We start from the raw sequence: 21,905 nt of genomic DNA, 5'->3' as shown, positions 1-21,905 counted from the left end.
CCGGCAATCAGGACAGCTCGGCTTCAAGCGCCGGCATCGCTTCGAACAGGTCGGCAACGAGGCCATAGTCGGCCACACGGAAAATCGGGGCTTCTTCGTCCTGGTTGATGGCGACGATGATCTTCGAGTCTTTCATGCCGGCCAGGTGCTGAATGGCACCGGAGATGCCGACTGCGATGTACAGTTCTGGCGCGACGATCTTGCCGGTCTGCCCCACCTGCATATCGTTCGAGACGAAGCCGGCATCCACCGCCGCCCTTGAGGCGCCGACAGCAGCACCGAGCTTGTCGGCCACCTTGTCGAGTAGTTGGAAGTTCGCACCATTGCCCATGCCACGACCGCCAGAAATGACGATTTTGGCAGTGCTGAGATCGACGCCTTCAGTACTACGCAGCTCGGCGTTGACGAAGCGCGACAGACCTAGATCAGTCGCATTGCTGATCGATTCCAAGGTTGCGCTGCCTCCGTTTGCAGTTGCAATTGCGAAGGCGCTGCTGCGCACGCTTACCACCTTCACCGAGTCCTGGCTTTGCACGGTCACCAAAGCATTGCCGGCATAGATGGGTCGAACGAATGTGTCGGGCGAAACCACCTCCACCACGTCGGAGATCTGCGCAACGTCCAGCAAGGCGGCAACTCGGGGCAAGAGGTTCTTCCCCGCCGCGCTGGCCGATGCCAGTACATGGCTGTACTGCTTCGCCTGCACCAGGTCAACTACCAGCGCAGCAACGTTTTCCACCAGTTGCGCCGCATAAGCCGGAGTATCGGCATTCAGTACTTTCGTGACGCCATCCAATTGTTTCGCTTGCTCAGCGACCGCGCCACAAGCGTGACCGGCAACCAGCACCTCGATCGGCAGGCCAAGCTGCAACGCAGCATTCAGGGTAGAAAGTGTTGCCGGCTTCAGGCTGGCGTTGTCATGTTCGGCAACAATCAATACGGCCATCAGATCACCCCCGCTTCGGTTTTAAGCATCTGCACCAGTTCACTCACAGACCCGACGCGCTTACCTGCATCGCGCTCTGCCGGGGCGGTGACCTTCAATACCTTCAGACGCGGCGATACATCCACGCCCAGCGTGTCGATGGCCACCAGGTCGAGAGGTTTTTTCTTGGCTTTCATGATGTTTGGCAGCGAGGCATACCTGGGCTCGTTGAGGCGCAGGTCGGCGGTGATGACTGCGGGCAGTGTGAGGTGCAAGGTTTCCAGGCCACCATCCACTTCACGAGTGACCTTCACACCCTCCCCGGCAAACTCCAGCTTCGACGCGAAGGTACCTTGGGCACTCCCCAGCAGGGCCGCGAGCATTTGGCCAGTCTGGTTGTTGTCGCCATCGATGGACTGTTTGCCGAGCACCACCAGGTCTGCGCCTTCTTGGCGCGCAATGGCCTTCAAGGCCTTGGCAACGGCCAGCGGCTCCAGACCATCCGGTGCCTGAACCAGGACTGCCCGATCGGCCCCCATGGCCAGCGCCGTTCTCAGCTGTTCCTGGCAGGCATCACTACCTACGGATACGGCTACTACTTCGCTGGCGTGGCCAGCTTCTTTCGTCTGTACAGCAGCTTCCACTGCGATCTCGCAGAACGGGTTGATCGCCATTTTCAGATTGCTCAATTCCACGCCAGAACCATCGGTTTTGACGCGCACCTTGACGTTGGCATCGACCACTCGCTTGACCGCCACTAAAACCTTCATCTCCACCTCCACGCATGCAAACGGGACGGCTGCCTTGTAACAGCCAGGATTTAAACGCTGTAGTTACTGGTGACCCTTTGGATCTTTCGGGGTGATCGCTAGAGCCCGCGCAACACACACTTTCGGCGATGCCACGAACGCGTGCTGATTCGGTAACGGCCGAACAGGCGTCGAAGCGCGACCAAAAACATGTCTTGATTGCGGGCCTTTGAGAGCCCTTGGGCAGAGGAATGACCGCTAAGCGTGTTCCGCGAACACATCTCGCGAAGACGAAGCAGTTGAAAGAGCTGGGTTGGAGTCGCGCTACCAGACGACGCTTGAAGAGCGCCATTCCGATCAACGTGTATTACACGTGGGGCCAACAAAGTAGATGCCACGAGCGACCTCCGAGAGCTTGTTTTTGTTGTTGCGCTCAGTTGATGGCTTGATCGTAGGAACTTTGCTTACACCTGACAAATGATGAAAAACACGATCATTAATAAGCCCTACTAATACGTTGGCTATAGCGTTCCCTCCGCTCCTCAAAAAGACAGCCGGTGCGACACAGGCGCAACGGCTGTTAAGGAAAAAACGCAGAGCTGTGGGTCTTAGTCGAAGGCAAGACCTTCAGCAGCAGACGCAGCAGTGAGGGTATTCTTCAGCAGGCAAGCCACTGTCATTGGTCCAACACCTCCTGGGACAGGCGTGACGGCACCGGCGATCGCACTTACTGCGTCCGTATCAGCGTCCCCCACCAACCGGGATTTGCCATCCTCACTGACTATCCGGTTGATCCCGACGTCGATCACAGTGGCTCCCGGCTTGATATAACCCGCGCCGAATTTGCGCGGAGCACCGACTGCCAGGACCAGAATGTCAGCTTGTCGACACTCGTCTTCCAGGTTGCGGGAGCGTGAATGCAGGATGGTCACCGTACAGTTGGCCTGGAGCAGCAGGTTGGCCATCGGTTTGCCGACAATGTTCGAGCGTCCGACGACCACTGCTTTCAGACCACTCAGATCGCCTAAGCGATCTTTGAGTAACAACAAACAACCCAGAGGCGTACAAGGTATGAGTGTGGCGGTACCCTGGCTCAAACGTCCGACATTGATCGGGTGAAAGCCATCTACATCCTTGGCGGGACTGATCGCGGCTATGACCTGCGCTTCGTCCAAATGCGCAGGCAATGGCAATTGAACCAAGATGCCGTGCACCTGTGGATCTTCATTAAGCTGGCGAATCAGCTCGAGCAAAGCCGACTGGCTCGTCGAACCCGGCCAGAGGTGTGGGAACGAACGAATGCCGGTATCTGCCGCCGTCTTCATCTTGGTGCGCACATACACTTGGCTGGCAGGATCATCACCTACCAGCACTACTGCCAGGCCGGGCGGCTGCCCGGTCGACCGGGCGAATTGCTCAGCGCCCTGAGCCACTTGCCCACGTAGTGCCTCGGCGAAGGCTTTGCCATCAATCAGCGCTGCACCGGTAGCGGCCGACGGCACGGCGTCCTCAATTGCGGTCATCGTCCAGTTTCCTCCTCATGTATAGGGTTGAATCAGTGCTTCAAGCGAGCACCCGTGGAGTCATAGACACAGCTGCGGGTTACAGTAGCCGGGCAACGTTCACCGAGTATTTCGATGCTGAGCTGTGTTCCTGGGCCAGCCAGGTCACGCCTGATAAAGCCAAGCGCCAGGCTTTTTTCCACGCGGTAGCCGTAGGCACCCGACGTAGTCAGCCCCACCATTTCGTCGCCTTGGAAAATCGGTTCACTGCCCAATGCATCTGCACGCCCCGCCTCAACTTCCATGAGCACCAGTCGATGGCTGCTCGGAGCGCCCTTCTCAGCAAGTACCGCGGCGTGCCCCTCGAAGTCGCCTTTTTCGGTCTTGATGAAATACGCCATCCCCGAAGCCAGCGCGCTGTATTCAGTGGTCAACTCCCGGCCCCAGATCTGGTAGCCCTTTTCCAGCCGCATCGAGTCCATCGCGCGCATGCCGAAGTCAGCTATACCCACTGACTTGCCAGCCTCCATCAGTGCCAGGTACAGCTCGATCTGCCGATCTATCGGGTGATGCAGTTCCCAGCCCAATTCGCCGACAAAGTTCATGCGTAACGCGCGCACCGGCACACCGCTGACCTCGATTTCCTGTCCGGTAAACCACGGAAACGCTTCGTTGCTCAGATCGGTATCTGTCAGTTGCGCAAGGACCTCACGAGATCGTGGTCCGGCCAGGATCAACGCGCCCATCTCGCGGGTGACATTACGAAGTTGGACATCTTTACGCCCTTTAGCGCGGACGCGCAGCCAGTCATCAATCAGTAGTTCCGCTGCGGCTGGGCACATCAGGTAGAAGCGGCCGTCTTGCAGCAGCGTGACCGAGAACTCCCAAGCAACACTGCCCTCGTCGGTCAACACATGCGCAAGCGCGACATCGCCTGGCTTGGCCGGGAGTCGATTCGGGCTGATGCGGTCAAGATATGCCCTGGCACCTTCACCTGAGATTTCGAATTTGGTGAACGGTGTCAGATCCAGCACACCGGCGCGCTGCGCGACTGCCTCACATTCGGCACGCACCGCGGCATCCCAATTACCTCGGCTGAAGCTATGTGTTTCCTGAGTAGGCTTTCCATCCAAGGCAAACCAACTGGGTCGCTCCCAACCGTAAAAGGCGCCATGAACAGCCCCCTTCACTTTGAGCAACGCGTATACCGGACTGGTTTTCTGCTCCCGGCACGCCGGGCGCATCGCATATTCGTTCGGCTGGCCCAGCTGGTACTCATTGGCATACACCTCAAGCGCTTTGCTCACGGTGTACGAGAGATTGGCGTAGCTACCGAAACGCCTGGAGTCCAACTCCCATAGGTCGACTTCGGGATGCCCGTGCATGATCCATTGGGCAAGGTAGCGACCCGCCCCTCCGCCCTGGGTGATGCCAAAGCTGAAGCCTGCACAGGCAAAGTAGTTGTCATAGCCGTGTACCGGTCCCAAGAGCGGCAAGCCATCCGGGGTATAGACAATCGGCCCATTCACGACTGTCTTGATACCGCCCTGCCCGATCAGCCCTATCTGTTCGATGGCCTCACCAATGATGTCCTCCAACCGGCCAAGCTCCGGTTGCAACAGCTCCTGGCCGAACTGTGCCGGCACGCCATCGACCGCCCAGGCAACCGGACTTCGCTCGTAGGGCCCGAGGATCAGCCCTTTGCCTTCCTGACGCAGGTAGTAGGAGATATCCGGATCCCGAAGCAGCGGTAGCAGGCCTGGGCGCTTTTCCAGTTCAGGTATGGCATCAGTCACCAGATATTGGTGCTCCAGGGAGCACATCGGGAACTGGTGGCCGATCATCGCCGCCACTTCGTTGGCTCGGAAGCCCGCTGCGTTGACGATGATGTCGGCGGTGATCACACCTTGCTCTGTGGTGACTTGCCAGCGGGCATCAGGCAACTGTTGGATGGCGGTGACCGGGTTGTAGCGAACGATAGTGGCCCCGTATCCCCGCGCCAGCTTCGCCATGGCATTGGTGACGCTGGTGGGGTCGATGTGCCCGTCATAAGGGTCCCACAAGCCGCCCAACAGGCCAGAGGTATCCAGATAGGGATGAAGTTCACGCAGCCTGGCGTTATCTACGACTTCAACACCCACCATACCGGCGATTTTCGCCAGGCCAGCGACACGCTTGAACTCATCCAGGCGTTCCTGGGTGTGCGCCAGACGAACCGAGCCCGTCTGATGGTGCCCCACGGACTCACCGGTTTGCTCCGCCAACTGCTGATAGAGTTCAATACTGTGCTTTTGAAGCTTCATGATGTTCAGGCTGGTGCTGAACGAAGGCAGATTACCTGCCGCATGCCAAGTCGAACCCGAGGTGAGCTCCAGCTTCTCGACCAGCATCACGTCTGTCCAGCCAGCCTTGGCCAGGTGATACAGCGTGCTGACCCCCGTGATCCCACCACCGATGACGAGTACTTTGGTTTCCGACTTCATGGTCTATCCCCTGTGCTGAGCTAATCCTGCCCAAAAGACTCACGGCAGCTGCAATTTCTCCAGGCTTGGCCCCTTCCTGCTGGCTGCTGGAGATGAATGCTAATAAGCTTGAATACCGCGCACAAACGATGTAAAAGCGGCAATTCAATAAGAACAACTTATGCGTGATCCATGGCCTTTGCGAATCTGCAACTCAATTGGTTGCGCACCTTCGAAGTCGTCGGCAGGCACCTGAGCTTCTCTCAGGCTGCGATCGAGCTGAACATGAGCCAATCGGCGGTGAGCCAGCAGATCAAATTGCTGGAACACAAACTTGGTAAGACTCTGTTCCAGAGGCAGACGCGGTCGATTCAGTTGACAGTCGCGGGGCGTGCGTACCTCGGTGTGGTGCAGGAAGGCCTGAAGCACATGGAGCAAGGCATGAGCAGCATTTTCAGCTCAGTTGCCCAAGGGGTGCTTGAGCTCAGCGTAAACAACTCCTTCGCACAGTTATGGCTGGCACCTCGCATGGAGCGATTTGCATCCCTTTACCCACAAGTCTCTATCCGCATGTATGGGGTGAACTGGGAGGCTGATGCACCGCCAGGCGGTGGCGAAATTGAAATCCGCTACGGCGCAGGCAATTGGGCCGGGATGGAGTCGACCCAACTCATTTCTCAAGAGTTACGCCCCTATTGTTCCTCATCCATGTCAAATCGTTTGCGTGATGCGGGTGGCGTGCTAAGCCTCCCATTGATTGATGTCCTGGGGACGCCCAATGGCTGGAACGATTGGCTCGATCGCTATCCCCAAGGCGAGCCAGAGCATTTGCAGCGATTCAGTGTCGATAGCTACGCCATTGCTGCAAGTATGGCGGTTGAGAACGCTGGCATTTGCTTGCTGAACGAGGAGTTGCTTCAAGGATCACGCTTAAGAGAGTTTTTGTTGTGCCCCTTAGAGCAGACGATCCCCTCCCAGGCAACCTTTTACTTGATAAAGCACCAAGATCGACCGCTTTCAAGCGCAGCCCGAGCTTTTACCGACTGGCTATCCAGTGAACTCCGGTGATGCCCTTGTTGATCCGTCCAACTGTGAAATGCTCGTGGAGCTTCGCTTCCAATGCAGGAGCGTTGAACGAGAAAACCATCGCATGCACATCGAGCCAGAACGGTACCGACTCGTCGCCAAGCTCATCTACACGATCCATAGGCTCAAGGCGGCGAGTCCTGCCTATCATGTAAATCCCTTCCCCGAATACCCCCAGGTTAGAGATGACATACACGTACCCGGCTATACATTCGGCTCACGGTAATCAATGAGCTTTTCTTCGTCCTCCAGCTAAGCACGACCTGCCTCAACCTCAGCCAACTTCTCCGTCAGCGCTGAACGCTCCTCTTCAGACTGCGCGCTCTCAAGTCGAGCCTGAAGGTCACGCATTGCGGTGGCGAAGTGCTTCGTTCCTTGACGATCTTCTCCCGGGCCGCGCGAATTTCCTGCTCGAGCTTCTGCTGCTTTCTTTTGCCTTTGAGAGCGTCCGGCTGGCCAAGCAGGAGCTCTCATAGCGGTGGACTACTCGGGTGCCTTAGGCCCGACAAGCATCTGCGCGACTAGAAGTTGGCTTGTTTCCTTATCACATATATGCGAACAGCTTCGGGAGCAACCGCCCGAGTGAGATCAAATACGAAAGCTATCAACCAGACGCTTCAAACGACTGGCCTGCTGCTCAAGCTCAGAGCAAGCGCGCAGCGTCGCTTGCAGGTTTTCGCCCCCTTCACGGTTGAGCATATTAATCTCATTGATATCCATGTTGATCGATTCGACCACAGCGGTCTGCTCCTCAGTGGCAGTTGCAACCGATTGGTTCATGCCATCGATCTCACTGATTCGGAGGGTCACGCTACCCAGGCGTTCGCCCGCATGATTAGCAATTTGAACGCTTTCCTGGCTGTGACGTTGGCTCTGCCCCATGGTATCGACCGACTCGCGGGCACCGACTTGCAACTCCTCAATCATATTCTGCACCTGTTGGGCAGACGCTTGAGTGCGGTGTGCGAGGTTGCGCACTTCATCGGCAACCACAGCGAATCCACGACCGGCTTCACCGGCACGCGCTGCTTCGATTGCTGCGTTGAGTGCGAGCAAATTAGTCTGCTGTGAGATACTGGTGATCACTTCAAGGATCTGACCAATATTTACCGTCTTGCTATTGAGTGTTTCGATATGCAGGCTGGAGGAGCAAATTAAGTTCGACAAGCGGTTCATAGCGGCAATGCAACGGCCTACTACTTGCTGCCCATCTTCCGCCAAGTGTCGTGCGGTACTTGCTTGCTGAGAAGCCTGAGCAGCGTTGTGCGCGATCTCTTGAGCCGCGGCGCCAAGCTGATTGATCGCCGCAGCGACGCTATTGGTACGATTAGACTGCTCATCGGAGTTGGCCATAGAGGAATTCGAAGCGCTCAATACCCGCTGAGCAACTTCAGTTACCTGCTCGGTGGCCGACGAAACCTCGCCGATCGAGGTGTGGATACGCTCAACAAAACGGTTGAAGGCACTACCTAGTATGCCGAACTCGTCCTGACTGTGAATAGTCAGGCGTTTTGTCAGGTCACCTTCACCTTCGGCGATGTCCTCCATGGCGCGAGTCATCGCACGCAGCGGTTGTAGCAGAGTACGGATCAGCAGGCCAAGCAAGGCGATGATGATCACCACGGCAATCACCGCCGCAATCACCGCTGAAGTTCGGAATTTGCTTAGCATCGAATAGGCTTTTCCCTTGTCGACAGAGAGAGCGATATACCAGTTTGCTGAAGGCAGGCCTTTAACTGGAGTGAAGTTCATCAGTCGAGTCTGACCATTGAGCTGCACTTCACTCAAGTCTTTACTTAGACGCGGAGTGTTTAGTGGAAACAGGTCTGATAGCGATTTCATCACCAGGGTGTTGTCTGGGTGCACCAGGATCTTGCCTTGATCATTAACCAAGAAGGCATAGCCCATACCACCAAAATCCACCGAGTGGATAATTTCATTCAAGCCATTAAGTGTCATGTCAGCACCCACTACTCCGACTTTGCTTCCGACGGCGGCCACTACAGAGATCACCATCTCGCCGGTACTTAGTTTGTACGGTTCCGTCAGGATCGGGCCATTGGCGACCATGCCGTCCTTGTACCACAAGCGACCACGTGGATCATAACCCTCAGGCATCTTGACCTGTGGACGTACAGTAAAGCCACCGTCGACGTAACCCAAGTAAACATTTCGAAAGCCCGAGAGCAAAGCTTGCTGATCCAGAAGAGTCGCAGCATTCACGGCGCCCGGGAGCGCACTGATGTTTTGCGCTACGTTTTGTATCAATTGAATGCGATTTTCAAGCTGGCTTTTAATATTTCTCGACGTGCTTCCACCCACTTCGAATAGATAATTTTCTAGATTTTCGCGAATCGCCTTTCGCTGTAAGAAATCATTACACAAAGCAAACAAAAAGAAAGTTACCACGACAATCAATGAAGCAACAAGAAGAACTTTTTGGCTAACTCTAAGACATTTATTCATAACGTGTCGGCCAACTAATTTTATTTTTGGTGATTTTCTTCAGCCGCTGTGAAGCAACGCAGGCCCGCGTTTTGTCAGGCTTACCCTGCATTCAGCCAAACGGAACGCAATGGTCGCAGGAACAGTCCGACTTCATACTCTACGGCATGGCAATGGTGCTTGGCTGTAGTACCGTATTGCTCGCTAACCGCAATGCTGTCAGCACGACATCAAGCCCAAAGGATGAGATAAGGGCTGGCAATCTAAACTGAGCCTCTTAAGAGTGCCCTAGACTGAATGCGACTTAAACATAGGGGTGCGAAAGTCGAAAAATGAAAACCGTGCGCACACTCAAAGTTCAAGGCTGCGTACAGCACTTACCACTTTCATTACCCCTTACCAGGACGCAGCCAAGGAAAAGGTTAGGCAGTTACGACGCAACTGCCTAACCATCCTATTACTCGTTGAGCACCTTGCCTAACGAGCTCACGAAGTAGGGTATGTTCTCACGATTCAACCCAGCCAAATTGATACGACCCGAGGGTGCCATATATACACTAAAGCTATCCCTCAGAGTGTTGACCTGGTCGACCGAAAGCGGCAAAAGGGCAAACATGCCTTTCTGATTTCCGAGCGCGACTAGATCAATTCCACCCACAGAACTAGAAGCTGCAAGTTGCTGACGCATATCATTGATACGCTGGGTGGACTCTACAAGCTCGGAAAGCCAAATTTTCTTGAGCCCAGGCTCACTCAGAATTGAGGTTACAATAGCCGCGCCGTGATTAGGTGGGGTCGAGTAGACAGTGCGCGCAAGATACTGCACATGAGACTTGATAGCCGAAGAGGAGTGACCGTCCTTCCCTACTACAAATAGAGCACCGATACGTTCACGGTATAACCCAAAGTTTTTGGAGCATGAAAATGCAATCAGTGTTTCAGGCACGCGAGAGATTACTAATTGAAGTGCCTTTACATCTTGCTCCAAACTAACCCCCAACCCTAAATAGGCTGAGTCGATTAGTGGAATCATGCCCTTCTCAGCGATCAAGCTGGCCACTTGCGCCCACTGGTCGAGGTCAAGATCCGCGCCTGTAGGATTATGGCAGCACGCATGAAGAAGAACTACGTCTCCAGCCCGGCCGGATTGCAGGGCATTGATCATGTCAGAGAAATTAATCTTCTGCGACTTAACATCATAATATTCATATGTCTTTATTTCCAAGCCGGCAGCTGCGAATAAAGGCAGATGATTGGGCCAGGTAGGAGTGCCCACCCAAATTGCTGCATCTTTGTTGCAACTGATGGCTAGCTTGGCGGCCAACTGCAACGCACCAGTTCCACCTACCGTTTGACAACCTACAATTCGATCAGCCAGTGCCGTGGACGCCCCAAAAACGAGTGGCGCTACCGCCTCCAGAAATGCGCTATTTCCATCAGACCCGTAGTAAGTTTTGGAGTTTTCTGCCTCGAGGATCCGAGCTTCCGCCATTTTGACCGCAGCCATGACTGGCGTTTTGCCCTGCTCATTCTTATAGACACCTACACCCAAGTCGATTTTATCGGCATTAGTGTCGGCGGCAAACAACTTGATCAAGCCGAGCACAGAGTCGCTTGGCAATTCCTTAAGCACTTCGAGCATGCGAAACCCTCCAGCAGGATTAGATTTTTGTGTGCTGAACAGAAAGCAGACGAAAGCGTATCCCAATGGATCATCAGTGAACCAGGATCTTCATTTCAGTCATCGACTGTGCGATGATAAGAGATTGAAAAGCTTTTGTTAGCCAACCTAACTATACACCTATTGGACTGGAGAGAAAAGCTTGAACTCCGAGCAAATGAGACTAATCGATGAAACACGCAAGAGACTTTTAGTCATAAGCCAGATTATGCGCCGAGAAGCTGAAGCGTTGCCGATTACAACGACCCAGGGCGCAGTGCTCAGCTTGTTGCAAGTCTCCCCCATGACAGTGAGCGAACTTGCAGCGGCAGAGGGAATCAGGACCCCAACCATGAGTCAGATTCTCTCTCGGATGGAAGAGTCAGATTGGATTGAACGCCCCCAAGGGGCGGGCAAAGGAAAACCAATTTGCTTGACGACCGCGGGCAAACTCATGTGCGAAGAAGTCCGGACAAAACGCAATCATGCGCTCAAGCAACGTTTCAAATCTTTAAGTAAAAATGATTTAGACAATCTGCAATCGACCCTGGCGCTACTTGACAAGCTGATGGGAGCTCCGAAGTGCTAATCATCCTTTCTACTGGGCATCGCCAAGCGATGCCCAGCAACTGCTTTAAAAAATATTGATTGGGTACTCGACGTATACTCGAACCTCGTTCGCACTGACATTATATGCGGCGGCATTTTTTGAAACACGCAGAATTGAGCTTCTAACCTTGAAGCTCAAATCCTTCATGCTGCCGCTCTGAACGACGTATTTAACCTGATTGAACAGTTCACGCTCGTCCCCATCTCCATCAGGGGTACGGATGTTAACACCCTTGACGTAAGCGAAACGATATGAAAGGCCTGGTACACCCATCGCGGTAAAATCATAACCATAGCCAAGCTGCCATGATGCCTCGTCCTCAGCATTGAAATCTGAGAAGAACGAATTCGCTAGTAAAAATGTGGAACCACCATCACCAGGACGCCCCAGGCTCTGATAGCCACCATACGGGTAACCGACGCTACCACTGCTCTTCTGATACGCCAAGATCAGCGAATGCCCACCCAGCTTATAAGTTGTCGCCAGGCTCCATATAGTATTCTCATCCCCTCTTCCCAGGCGAGCAGCAAACTCATCATCCAACAAAGTATGATAACCACGCAAATCAAATGTGAGAGAAGAGCTCTTATCCAAAGGGTGTGCGTAATAAACAGCCCCATAAGACTTTTTGAAATAATTTCTGTCCCAAGATTGGTATGCGGTCGCCTGCAGATTGTCCGCCAGCGCGTAAGTACCACCTAACAGATCAATTTGCTTTAGCCCTGCGCTGTCATGGCCCTCCGCCCCTTTTCGAACCTCAGCGGTAAAGTGAGCAGCATTAAGCTCTAGCCCTTTAATTTCCTTGGAATTAATCGAAACACCTGTGTAGGTTTCAGGCAACAATCGAGTATTTGAATAGCTCAGAACTGGGTAGTCAGGCATCTGGTCACCATACTTAATGACCGTATTTGACAGCTTGAAATTAACAGCAGCACCCGCTCGCGCCAAATTATCTGCAGGATTACCACTACTATCCTGCTTGAACATGTCAATGGAGCTACTGCCAGTGCGCCCACCGCCGCCATCAAGCCGAATAGCATACATACCAAAAATATCAGCCGAAACGCCTATCAGCCCTGGAGTGTATCCTGACGTAAACTTCGCAATAGCAGCCTGCCCCCACTCACGCCTATCTTGAACGCCATTTTTAAAGTCCCTATCAAAAACGGCATTGCGTAACAGTATGCTCAATTTACTGTCATCAATGACAGGAGCACTGTGGTCTGCGCCGAATACCGCCCCCGAGCCAAGCACCATGACCAGCGCACAATTTTTGATTTTTTTCATTAAAGTCGACCTCTGAAATTATTGTATTAAATCAAACTTCAAGTACCACTCAACCACGTCATCGCTTTCGTAACAACCGCCAAGTCAAGATCACGATGAAAATAATTACCGCAGCTGAAAACTGCATTGCTTTGGCTAGACCCTCTGCAAAATATTCGACCCCCATGGATTCTCCCTCCCCATGCACGAATACCCCTAGAAGGGAAATACCTAGAGCACTTCCAATCTGCCTACATGTCGTATGGACGCCAGACGCTAGGCCACTCAATAATGGGGCGACGCTTGAAACGGCCCCATTGCTGGTTGATGCGCTCAGAAGGCCGAACCCAACCCCTACAGAGGCTAAGACAAGCTCTACGAACACTTCTGACTTGTAATAAGTTGCGATCGAAAGAAGTGACATGGAAACGGAGGCGCACACGGCTCCACAAATAAAAACCCTGAAGATTCCTATACGCGCCATTAGCCTGCCACCTACAGAGGCAGCTAAAGCCATCATTAAGGTCATGGGTATGAACGCGGCACCAACAGCAATTGGTTGATATCCGAATTCAACGTAGAAAAAAATTGAGTAAAAAAATAGAACACCGAACAAGGACATAAAAAACACAGCGCCACCGATGTTCGCCATAACAAATTTTCGATTACACCATATCCCAAGCGGCATTAGCACTTCGATGCCTCGGCGAGATTTCCAATTCTCCGTTACCAAGAAGCACACCAAACCAAGAAACGCCGCAATAAGTGCTTGTAAAACTACCTCTGCCCCCCACCCTTGCCTGCTAGACTCATTGACCGCAAATACCAAGCAGGACAACCAAAGCACACTAAACGATGTCCCCAAAAAATCGAATGCGTTCACGTCAACGGGCCTACCATGGCGCTCCTTAGACAGCCATCTCCATGCAGATATCAAAGCGCAAATACTCAACACCACTGACAAGAAAAAGCCAGCTCTCCAACTTACTAGCATCACTGCGACGCCACCAACAAGAGGACCTACAACCAACCCGATGCTGGCCACACCAGACCAAACACCGATTGCTCGAGCCCGCTTCTTCAGATCGGAGTATTCAACGGCCAAAATCGATAATGTTTGCGGCATGTATATACCGACGCCGACGGCTTGGACCAGGCGTCCAAGCAACAACCAACTCAATTTCTGCGCCACCATGCATAAAAAAGCTCCTGTAAGAAAAACTAAAAGACCTGCAAGTAGCGCCGACCGCCGCCCATACCGCTTTCCAATTGCCGAGCCAGGCATTAATGATGCAGCCAAGGCAAGCATATAAATAGTTGCAACCCACTGTAAATCAGTAGGGCCAGCAGAAGTTGATTCGGCAATACCAGGGAGCAATATCCCAATCATTGACGCATTGAACATCGAGACCATTAACGCAACACACATGGTCATCAAAACGACAATAGAACCGCTGTCAGAGGCAATCCCTTGGAATTTGTCCGTTCTTGAACCCACTGTAAACCTCACTCAGCACATACTTAGTAAGCACAGGCATCAGGCTCGCCAATAGCAGCGAACAAAACCACAGACAAAATTTTTTATTATCGCTTTCAATCAACCAATGTTGCAGCGCAAAGAAAACGCAGCGGTCTAAACTAGCCCCGCCACGATCCAAGCAGATACCTTAAACAGCTTCCCCATGCAGTTCCGAAGTTCGCTCAGCTACATGACAGGTTTTAGGCCTTGTGATCAAGATAGCAACAACCGCTGCGACAAAAAATACGACGCAGTAGTGAGCCGGCGCCAACGCGCTATTTGTCCACTGTTGAATTAGGGTTACAAAGAAAAGAGAGAACCCTCCGAACACAGTGGCGGCCAGGTTGTATGCAATTGACAACCCAATCCCTCGAACCTCAACTGGGAACAATTCGGAAAGGTAGGTAGGGCTAGGAGCATAAACAGCTGCAATCAAAATAGCGAACCAGCATTCAACTAGCACCAACGATAGGAAACCAGGGTTATCAATGATGTAGCCGTAGGCTGGGTAAATCGTCAAAGCAAATAGCGTAAGACCTGTCACAAGCACCTTATTGCGCCCAACCCTATCACTCAACATACCGAACAACGGAATGAGCGCCATTCGAAGAAGAACAGCGATCAGAAGCGCTTTAAACGCCTCACTCTGATTCAAACCAAGCGTTTGTTTTGCGTACAACGGTAGATAAGTAATAATTACGTATGACATTACGTTCACTGCAGCACTTACAACAGTACCAGCAGTCAGTTGCGCAGGATAGGTGATGAGCACTTTACTCAAGGGCACCTTGACACCCTGTACCTTCTTAAACGCTTCAGGCTCATCTAAGTGACGTCGAATATACAGACCTACTGGCCCGATGAGCAGCCCCACAAGGAAAGGCAACCGCCAAGCCCAATCATCGATTGTTTCCTGTGTGAAGACTTCAAACAGCATCACGCCGACAATCGTAGACAGCAGAGCCCCGGAAGCTTGTGCGAACATCTGCCAGCTACCGTAGAAATCACGCCGATGAGTCGGAGCGCATTCAATCAAATAAGATGTTGCACTGCCGAACTCACCACCCGCCGAAAAGCCTTGGATAAGACGTGCCACAGCAATGAGAATCGCAGCCCAGATCCCTGCTTGCTGATAAGTAGGGGCGAAAGCAATCATTGCGGTGGAAATGAACATCAAGAGGATTACGACGTTCAACGCGCGCTTCCGGCCATAGCGATCAGCATACAAGCCAAGAATGATAGCCCCCAAAGGTCGAGCCACAAAACCAATGCCCACGCTCAATGTCGCGAGCAAGAGAGCTGCCGATGGATCGTCGGTAGGGAAAAATAGCCTACTAATCGTAGCGGCGAGAAAACCGTATACGATAAAATCGTACCACTCGAGCGCGTTCCCGATAGTAGCTGCGAGGATTACCCGCCACGGCTTAAGCCCAGATGTTGTATTCATATTGTTCTCCGGATTGCTGTTGTTCTACGGCTTGCATTGTCATTGTTAGTTAGCCTACCTACTTATAGTTGTACGTCAATCCCCTTGAGCGCCCCACATTTGGGCTCCATTTCGCTAGATGCACACTAATAGTGCGATCAAGGTTAAAAGCTGAGTTCAGGCCTCGTCCCGGGCCAAGTACTCTACCGAGATGAGATTACTCCGGTAAATTAGGCGCACCTTAAAAGTGCAAAAAAATATAAATGAAAATGAAAATTATAAAAAAGCACCTACAGCACCTGAGAAGCGTGAAAAACTCAAATGATGCAGGCGCAAAGAGACCACCGGTCCTGCTTCCCAAATCATGGAACAGCAAAATCAGATACAGCGTTAGCCTTTACTTTGAGCCTTTCATAGCAACAGGGGTATTAACCGCAAGGAGACCTTACACCAGATGTGAACGGCGCCCTCACCGAAAGCCTGATCTACAGCAGTAGCTTGGTTCATATCCTTTTCTTCTTTTTACGATTGACCAAAAGCACTCATACGCCATCTGCAACGCTCAACCACGGATAAGTCCATCTCAACCCTGCATCCATAGGCGTAGGCACAGAGAATGCCCCACCTTTCGAATCTCAGGCTGCTACAGCTCGTGCTCAGGAGCACTACCTGGGCCCAATCCCTGGCCCACTGGGCAACACAGCGACCAGCGAACTCGCAAAGAGAGCCAATGGCACCATCCTTTGCGCAACTGATCGAAAGCCCTAGCCGAACACACACATGGAGCAAGATCGATCACCACATGGTTAACATGTTAACCTAGTAAACGTGATTTCCGCTCCTCGCGCAATAGCCCGAAGATTGAAATATGCTATCTATGCCCCACGGAGCCTCCACCAAGCTCAATGGGGCTCGAGGTTCAGCGTTGCTGGATCACCGCAGGACGCCCGGACACATATGCGACCAGGCGTTAAATTGGTTAACATGTGCACATCAAGCCTACCCCTGCTCTTCGACCCTCAAGACAGGAGAGACAAGAAGCACCACCCTCTTCAGGATGGCGACGGGGAAGGCTATTAGAGGAGATGCAGACAAGAGAGTGGAGCAGCGACGGCATGCTTGCACGTCACCGTTACTGAGGCAGGAGAATTATGGTGATACGGTTTTCAAGTCATCCAGGAGGGACAGCAACTGGGTCAGCTTCTCCTCACCAAATTGATCGACCAAGCGCCGATAGTTACGCTCCATGTCACCTGACATCTCGACGAAACGCTGCTGGCCTTGGTCAGTAAGCCGAACAAAAACCCTCCTCTGATCCTCAGTGGAGCGCCATCGCCGCACGTAACCATCCCTCTCTAGCCTAGCGAGAACGCCTGACATGCTTGGCTTAAGGATGCAGGCCAGACTCGCTAACTGATGGCTCTCCAATTCCCCCTGCTGCCGAAGGATCCGAATGATTCTCCACTGCTGCTCTGTGAGGTCTCGCGCATTGAGAGAAGGTCGAAAGAAGGCCATTGCAGCCTCTCTCCCCTGCAGGAGGGCCAGCGTAAGCGAAGGTCTGGGGCTAGACATATAGTATTCATGTGAACTAGTTTCCTGATAGCTTAGGCAAGTCTCCCCCCCTGCGCAACCCTCTCCTGCAACTCCGACCCAATGACCCTCCCCCGCCATAAGCCCCTCATCGCTAGGGCGTAGCACAACCTAAACCAGAAATCGTAGCGCGCTCCCGAAACGGACGCTTGACCATTGTTAACATATTAACTATAAAGGAAACATGTTTACCTTGCTAATCGCCACTCACTTCTTGCGATCAGCCTCACCTGGAGCCACTTGATGCCCCCTATTCCGCACGCTAGAGCGAATGGAACCCTCTTTGGGATCGCGCTCAACTACAAAGGTTTGCTTGAGCAAAATCTTGAGGATTTCCAAAACCCTCCTTACAAGCAGCCCCCTAAAAAGCCGGTGCTGTTCATTAAGACCCCGAACACACGCAACACTCATCGCGCTGTGGTGGCACGGCCTACTGGCGAGCGCTTGCAGCCCGGCCCTGCTTTGGGAGTCGTCATTGGGAAACGTGCGAGCAGAGTGAGCGAAACGACAGCCCTCCAGCACGTCGCAGGGTATGTGATTGTCAATGAGTTCAGTCTTCCCGAAGACAGCTACTACCGCCCAGCGGTGAAAGCCAAATGCCGTGACGGATTCTGCGCTTTAGGTGAAGAGATTGTTCCTGCCGACGAAATTGCGAACCCTCAAAACCTCACAATCAAGCTCTATGTAAACGGTGAGATTGCCCAGGAAAACACCACTGCCAACCAAGTGCGCTCCGTCGCTCGACTGATCGCAGAGCTGAGCGAGTTCATGACGCTTGATGAAGGCGATGTACTCATCACCGGCACGCCGGAGGGTCGAGTTGATGTTCAACCCGGCGATATTGTTGAAGTTGAAATCAGTGGCCTTGGTCGTCTGACCAACACGGTAGTGGCGGAGCAAGGAGAATCTGCATGAAACACGCTTACGTTCACGTGGATGGGCAACGTCATCACGTAGAAGTCATTGATGAAAATCGTGTGCGGTTCGCCGATGGCAAAGTGCTCGAGGAGACGCAAGTAACTTGGCTCCCACCTGCCACCGGCAGCATGTTCGCGCTGGGCCTGAACTACGCCGACCACGCTAAGGAGCTGGCCTTCGCCCCGCCCACTGAGCCCCTGGCCTTCATCAAGTCGCCAGGCACTTACACCGGCCACAACCAGGTCACCTGGCGCCCGGACAACGTTGAATACATGCACTACGAGTGCGAGCTAGTCGCAGTCATCGGCAAGCCGGCAAAGAACGTCAAGCGCGAAAACGCCCTGGACTACGTTGCCGGCTACACCGTGTGCAACGACTACGCCATCCGCGACTACCTGGAAAACTACTACCGCCCCAACCTGCGGGTGAAGAACCGCGACGCCACCACCCCGGTCGGCCCGTGGATCGTCGATGCCGCCGACGTGCCAGACGTCAGCAACCTGAAGCTGCGCACCTGGATCAACGGCGAACTGAAACAGGAAGGCAGCACCGCGGACATGATCTTCGACATCCCGCACCTGATCGAATACTTCTCCAGCTTCATGACCCTGCAACCCGGCGACATGATCGCCACCGGCACGCCGGAAGGTCTGGCCGATGTGGTACCAGGCGATGAAGTGGTGGTGGAAGTGGAAGGCGTGGGTCGCCTGGTCAACCGTATCGTCAGCGAAGCTGACTTCTTCAAGAACAACAAGGCATGAGCAGCATGATCAAGCACTGGATCAACGGCCGTGAGGTCGAGAGCAAAGACACCTTCGTCAACTACAACCCGGCCACCGGCGATGCCATTGGCGAAGTCGCCAGCGGCGGTGCCGAAGAAGTGGCCCAGGCCGTGGCAGCTGCCAAGGAAGCCTTCCCCAAGTGGGCCAACACCCCGGCCAAGGAACGTGCCCGGCTGATGCGCAAGCTGGGTGAACTGATCGAGCAGAACGTGCCGAAACTGGCCGAGCTGGAAACCCTCGACACCGGTCTGCCGATTCACCAGACCAGGAACGTGCTGATCCCGCGTGCCTCGCACAACTTCGACTTCTTTGCCGAAGTGTGCACGCGCATGGACGGCCACACCTACCCGGTCGACGACCAGATGCTCAACTACACGCTGTACCAGCCGGTGGGTGTGTGTGGCCTGGTGAGCCCGTGGAACGTGCCGTTCATGACCGCCACCTGGAAGACCGCGCCGTGCCTGGCCCTGGGCAACACCGCCGTATTGAAGATGAGCGAGCTGTCGCCGCTGACTGCCAACGAACTGGGCCGCCTGGCCGTTGAAGCCGGCATCCCCAACGGCGTGCTGAACGTGATCCAGGGCTATGGTGCCACCGCTGGCGATGCACTGGTCCGCCACCCGGATGTGCGCGCCATTTCCTTCACTGGCGGCACCGCCACCGGCAAGAAGATTATGCAGACAGCCGGCCTTAAAAAGTACTCGATGGAACTGGGCGGTAAGTCACCGGTGCTGATCTTCGAAGACGCCGACCTTGAGCGCGCCTTGGATGCAGCACTGTTCACCATCTTCTCGCTAAACGGTGAGCGCTGCACCGCTGGCAGCCGCATTTTTATTCAGGAAAGTGTCTATCCACGCTTCGTCGAAGAATTTGCAGCCCGCGCCAGACGCCTGATTGTCGGCGACCCGACCGACCCGAAAACCCAGGTTGGCTCGATGATCACCCAGCAGCATTATGAGAAGGTGACCGGCTACATCCAGATCGGCATTGATGAGGGTGCACGCCTGGTCGCTGGCGGACTGGAACGTCCTGCCAACCTGCCTGCGCACCTGGCCAAAGGCCAATTTGTACAGCCGACCGTTTTTGCAGATGTCGACAACTTGATGCGCATCGCTCAAGAAGAAATCTTTGGCCCGGTTGTGTGCCTGATGACATTCAAGGATGAGGCAGAAGCCCTGCGTTTGGCTAACGACACAGAGTACGGCCTGGCTTCGTACATTTGGACTCAAGACATCGGCAAGGCCCATCGCCTGGCACGCGGCATCGAAGCCGGCATGGTGTTCATCAACAGCCACAACGTACGTGACCTGCGCCAGCCATTCGGCGGCGTGAAGGGCTCCGGTACCGGTCGCGAAGGCGGACAATACAGCTTCGAGGTCTTTGCCGAGATCAAGAACGTTTGCATCTCGATGGGTAGCCACCACATCCCACGCTGGGGGGTGTGACTCTTTCCACTGGGCCGGCGATTGAGGCAGTTCTGACGGATCGCCGAAGTGCCGGGCCGGTGGCCTCACAACAAGAAGGAGATTCATCATGGGCAAGCTGGCACTCGCAGCCAAGATCACTCATGTCCCCTCCATGTACCTATCCGAGTTGCCCGGGCCTCGCCAAGGTTTCCGCCAAGCCGCAATCGATGGGCACTATGAGATTAGCCGCCGCTGCCGTGAGCTGGGTGTAGACACCATCGTCGTGTTTGATACCCATTGGCTGGTCAATGCTAACTACCACGTGCTTTGCGGGCCCCATTTCAAGGGCCTGTATACCAGCAATGAGTTGCCGCATTTCATCAGCAATATGGAATACGAGTTCCCCGGCAACACCGAGCTCGGCAAGCTCCTGGCCGAGGAATGCAATCGCTTTGGTGTCGAGACCATGGCCCACCATGCGACCACCCTGGGCCCTGAGTACGGCACTTTGGTGCCGATGCGTTACATGAACCAAGACCAACACTTCAAGGTGATCTCGGTCTCGGCCCTCTGCACCTTCCACTATCTTGCCGACAGCGCCCGCCTCGGCTGGGCCATGCGCAAGGCGGTTGAGGATCACTACGATGGCACCGTGGCGTTCCTCGCCAGCGGTTCGCTCTCGCATCGCTTTGCTCAAAACGGCCAGGCGCCGGACTTTGCAACCAAGGTATGGAGCCCATTCCTGGAAACGCTCGACCATCGTGTAGTGCAGATGTGGGAGAACGCTGAATGGGATGAGTTCTGCGGAATGCTGCCAGAGTACGCGGCCAAGGGCCACGGCGAAGGCTTTATGCACGACACCGCAATGCTGCTTGGTGCTCTTGGCTGGTCTAAATACGACGGCCACGCAGAAGTCGTGACGCCCTACTTCGGCTCTTCAGGCACCGGTCAGATCAATGCCATCTTCCCGGTCACCCCGCAGGATGGCTCGGCCATTCCGCAAGCACAGGCTGCCAACCCGGGCGCAGTGGTATCAACCAGCCGCCTGTAACCTGTCCGCGCCTGCTGTCTGTGAGGACGGCAGGTCGCTGCCTTGACGAGGACTACGTCATGCCCCACCTGGTTCTGCTCTACACCCCCGACCTGGAACGCGATACCGACATTCCTGGTCTATGCCGCGCCTTGGCGGACTGCATGCTAGAACAGCGCGACGACACTGGCAAAGCTGTGTTTCCCACCGGCGGCACTCGTGTGCTGGCCTACCCCGCAGCCCACTGCGCTGTGGCTGACGGACGCGGTGACTATGGCTTCCTGTATGCCAACCTGCGCATGGGGAGTGGCCGCAGTACGACGGTGCATAACAGCATTGGTGACAGTCTGCTGCAGGTACTGAAAAACCACCTAGACCGGGTGCTGCAAGAGCGCCCAATCGGCATCACCCTGCAAATCGACGAGAGCACTCAGCAAGTGTTCGATGCCAAGCACAGCACCTTGCACCCCCTCTTCAATCGCCCGGCCTGACATCCGCCGCGCGATGCTCACCTTCTAAAGAGAAACCA

Annotated in this window: 18 protein-coding genes and 1 pseudogene; 7 read left to right on the top strand and 12 right to left on the bottom strand. The window is 54.2% G+C overall.

Features of this window, described 5'->3' with window-relative positions; all coding sequences use genetic code 11:
- Positions 1-7 precede the first annotated feature (7 nt).
- From QQ992_RS12835 to QQ992_RS12820, 4 genes are all read right to left on the bottom strand, one after another.
- Positions 8-946 (bottom strand): electron transfer flavoprotein subunit alpha/FixB family protein, encoded by a 939-nt coding sequence (locus QQ992_RS12835; RefSeq protein ID WP_286113708.1) that lies wholly within the window; start codon positions 944-946, stop codon positions 8-10.
- Positions 946-1,695: an electron transfer flavoprotein subunit beta/FixA family protein gene (locus QQ992_RS12830; protein ID WP_286113707.1), complete on the bottom strand. Its 750-nt coding sequence runs from the start codon at positions 1,693-1,695 to the stop codon at positions 946-948. The genes QQ992_RS12835 and QQ992_RS12830 overlap by 1 nt, the downstream gene beginning before the upstream one ends.
- A gap of 587 nt (positions 1,696-2,282) precedes the next feature.
- Complete coding sequence (gene folD / locus QQ992_RS12825) at positions 2,283-3,197, bottom strand: bifunctional methylenetetrahydrofolate dehydrogenase/methenyltetrahydrofolate cyclohydrolase FolD (RefSeq protein ID WP_286113706.1); 915 nt, start codon at positions 3,195-3,197, stop codon at positions 2,283-2,285.
- A gap of 32 nt (positions 3,198-3,229) precedes the next feature.
- Positions 3,230-5,659 (bottom strand): GcvT family protein, encoded by a 2,430-nt coding sequence (locus QQ992_RS12820; protein WP_286113705.1) that lies wholly within the window; start codon positions 5,657-5,659, stop codon positions 3,230-3,232.
- A 171-nt stretch (positions 5,660-5,830) separates the two neighbouring features.
- Between QQ992_RS12820 and QQ992_RS12815 the strand changes: the two genes are divergently transcribed.
- Positions 5,831-6,706, top strand: a complete 876-nt coding sequence (locus QQ992_RS12815; protein ID WP_286113703.1) for a LysR family transcriptional regulator — start codon at positions 5,831-5,833, stop codon at positions 6,704-6,706.
- Here the strand turns inward: QQ992_RS12815 and QQ992_RS12810 are convergent.
- The 4 genes and pseudogenes from QQ992_RS12810 to QQ992_RS12800 form a co-directional block, all read right to left on the bottom strand.
- Entirely contained in the window at positions 6,675-6,875 is a 201-nt protein-coding gene (locus QQ992_RS12810) for a GIY-YIG nuclease family protein (RefSeq protein ID WP_286113702.1), read from the bottom strand. The two genes, QQ992_RS12815 and QQ992_RS12810, sit on opposite strands and share 32 nt — an antisense overlap.
- A 437-nt stretch (positions 6,876-7,312) precedes the next feature.
- Entirely contained in the window at positions 7,313-8,077 is a 765-nt protein-coding gene (locus tag QQ992_RS28110; protein WP_433963118.1) for a methyl-accepting chemotaxis protein, read from the bottom strand.
- A 141-nt stretch (positions 8,078-8,218) separates the two neighbouring features.
- Positions 8,219-9,190, bottom strand: a pseudogene (locus tag QQ992_RS28105) (HAMP domain-containing protein); the annotation flags it as partial.
- 436 nt (positions 9,191-9,626) lie between these two features.
- On the bottom strand, positions 9,627-10,811 hold the full coding sequence (locus tag QQ992_RS12800) for an amino acid aminotransferase (RefSeq protein ID WP_286113700.1): 1,185 nt from the start codon (positions 10,809-10,811) through the stop codon (positions 9,627-9,629).
- 181 nt (positions 10,812-10,992) lie between these two features.
- On the opposite strand from QQ992_RS12800, the gene QQ992_RS12795 reads away from it, so the two are divergent.
- A complete protein-coding gene (locus QQ992_RS12795) occupies positions 10,993-11,418 on the top strand; it encodes a MarR family winged helix-turn-helix transcriptional regulator (RefSeq protein WP_286113699.1) in 426 nt (141 codons plus the stop codon).
- Between the two features lie 45 nt (positions 11,419-11,463).
- Here the strand turns inward: QQ992_RS12795 and QQ992_RS12790 are convergent, their stop codons facing one another.
- From QQ992_RS12790 to hpaR, 4 genes are all read right to left on the bottom strand, one after another.
- Positions 11,464-12,726, bottom strand: a complete 1,263-nt coding sequence (locus QQ992_RS12790) for an OprD family outer membrane porin (RefSeq protein WP_286113698.1) — start codon at positions 12,724-12,726, stop codon at positions 11,464-11,466.
- A gap of 58 nt (positions 12,727-12,784) precedes the next feature.
- Positions 12,785-14,203, bottom strand: a complete 1,419-nt coding sequence (locus tag QQ992_RS12785) for an MFS transporter (RefSeq protein WP_286113696.1) — start codon at positions 14,201-14,203, stop codon at positions 12,785-12,787.
- A gap of 169 nt (positions 14,204-14,372) precedes the next feature.
- A complete protein-coding gene (locus QQ992_RS12780; RefSeq protein WP_286113694.1) occupies positions 14,373-15,671 on the bottom strand; it encodes an MFS transporter in 1,299 nt (432 codons plus the stop codon).
- A gap of 1,128 nt (positions 15,672-16,799) precedes the next feature.
- Positions 16,800-17,222 (bottom strand): homoprotocatechuate degradation operon regulator HpaR, encoded by a 423-nt coding sequence (hpaR, locus tag QQ992_RS12775; protein WP_286113692.1) that lies wholly within the window; start codon positions 17,220-17,222, stop codon positions 16,800-16,802.
- 261 nt (positions 17,223-17,483) lie between these two features.
- Between hpaR and QQ992_RS12770 the strand changes: the two genes are divergently transcribed.
- From QQ992_RS12770 to QQ992_RS12750, 5 genes are all read left to right on the top strand, one after another.
- Positions 17,484-18,155: a fumarylacetoacetate hydrolase family protein gene (locus QQ992_RS12770; protein ID WP_286113691.1), complete on the top strand. Its 672-nt coding sequence runs from the start codon at positions 17,484-17,486 to the stop codon at positions 18,153-18,155.
- On the top strand, positions 18,152-18,919 hold the full coding sequence (locus QQ992_RS12765) for a fumarylacetoacetate hydrolase family protein (RefSeq protein ID WP_286113689.1): 768 nt from the start codon (positions 18,152-18,154) through the stop codon (positions 18,917-18,919). Before QQ992_RS12770 ends, QQ992_RS12765 begins: the two co-directional genes overlap by 4 nt.
- A 5-nt stretch (positions 18,920-18,924) precedes the next feature.
- Complete coding sequence (gene hpaE, locus QQ992_RS12760) at positions 18,925-20,385, top strand: 5-carboxymethyl-2-hydroxymuconate semialdehyde dehydrogenase (RefSeq protein ID WP_286113933.1); 1,461 nt, start codon at positions 18,925-18,927, stop codon at positions 20,383-20,385.
- Positions 20,386-20,473: 88 nt separating this feature from the next.
- Complete coding sequence (hpaD, locus tag QQ992_RS12755; protein ID WP_286113687.1) at positions 20,474-21,397, top strand: 3,4-dihydroxyphenylacetate 2,3-dioxygenase; 924 nt, start codon at positions 20,474-20,476, stop codon at positions 21,395-21,397.
- 59 nt (positions 21,398-21,456) lie between these two features.
- On the top strand, positions 21,457-21,867 hold the full coding sequence (locus QQ992_RS12750; protein WP_286113686.1) for a 5-carboxymethyl-2-hydroxymuconate isomerase: 411 nt from the start codon (positions 21,457-21,459) through the stop codon (positions 21,865-21,867).
- The last annotated feature ends 38 nt before the right edge of the window (positions 21,868-21,905 follow it).

Source organism: Pseudomonas kurunegalensis (genome assembly GCF_030291635.1).
GTDB lineage: Bacteria > Pseudomonadota > Gammaproteobacteria > Pseudomonadales > Pseudomonadaceae > Aquipseudomonas > Aquipseudomonas monteilii.
The sequence above is the reverse complement of the archived record's forward strand: the minus strand, read 5'-3'. Positions and strand labels throughout refer to the sequence as shown.

Coding starts and splice junctions, on each gene's coding strand:
- QQ992_RS12835 (WP_286113708.1), bottom strand. CDS start 946: ATGGCCGTATTGATTGTTGCCGAACATGACAACGCCAGCCTGAAGCCG.
- QQ992_RS12830 (WP_286113707.1), bottom strand. CDS start 1,695: ATGAAGGTTTTAGTGGCGGTCAAGCGAGTGGTCGATGCCAACGTCAAG.
- folD (WP_286113706.1), bottom strand. CDS start 3,197: ATGACCGCAATTGAGGACGCCGTGCCGTCGGCCGCTACCGGTGCAGCG.
- QQ992_RS12820 (WP_286113705.1), bottom strand. CDS start 5,659: ATGAAGTCGGAAACCAAAGTACTCGTCATCGGTGGTGGGATCACGGGG.
- QQ992_RS12815 (WP_286113703.1), top strand. CDS start 5,831: ATGGCCTTTGCGAATCTGCAACTCAATTGGTTGCGCACCTTCGAAGTC.
- QQ992_RS12810 (WP_286113702.1), bottom strand. CDS start 6,875: ATGATAGGCAGGACTCGCCGCCTTGAGCCTATGGATCGTGTAGATGAG.
- QQ992_RS28110 (WP_433963118.1), bottom strand. CDS start 8,077: ATGGCCAACTCCGATGAGCAGTCTAATCGTACCAATAGCGTCGCTGCG.
- QQ992_RS12800 (WP_286113700.1), bottom strand. CDS start 10,811: ATGCTCGAAGTGCTTAAGGAATTGCCAAGCGACTCTGTGCTCGGCTTG.
- QQ992_RS12790 (WP_286113698.1), bottom strand. CDS start 12,726: ATGAAAAAAATCAAAAATTGTGCGCTGGTCATGGTGCTTGGCTCGGGG.
- QQ992_RS12780 (WP_286113694.1), bottom strand. CDS start 15,671: ATGAATACAACATCTGGGCTTAAGCCGTGGCGGGTAATCCTCGCAGCT.
- hpaR (WP_286113692.1), bottom strand. CDS start 17,222: ATGTCTAGCCCCAGACCTTCGCTTACGCTGGCCCTCCTGCAGGGGAGA.
- QQ992_RS12770 (WP_286113691.1), top strand. CDS start 17,484: ATGCCCCCTATTCCGCACGCTAGAGCGAATGGAACCCTCTTTGGGATC.
- QQ992_RS12765 (WP_286113689.1), top strand. CDS start 18,152: ATGAAACACGCTTACGTTCACGTGGATGGGCAACGTCATCACGTAGAA.
- hpaE (WP_286113933.1), top strand. CDS start 18,925: ATGATCAAGCACTGGATCAACGGCCGTGAGGTCGAGAGCAAAGACACC.
- hpaD (WP_286113687.1), top strand. CDS start 20,474: ATGGGCAAGCTGGCACTCGCAGCCAAGATCACTCATGTCCCCTCCATG.
- QQ992_RS12750 (WP_286113686.1), top strand. CDS start 21,457: ATGCCCCACCTGGTTCTGCTCTACACCCCCGACCTGGAACGCGATACC.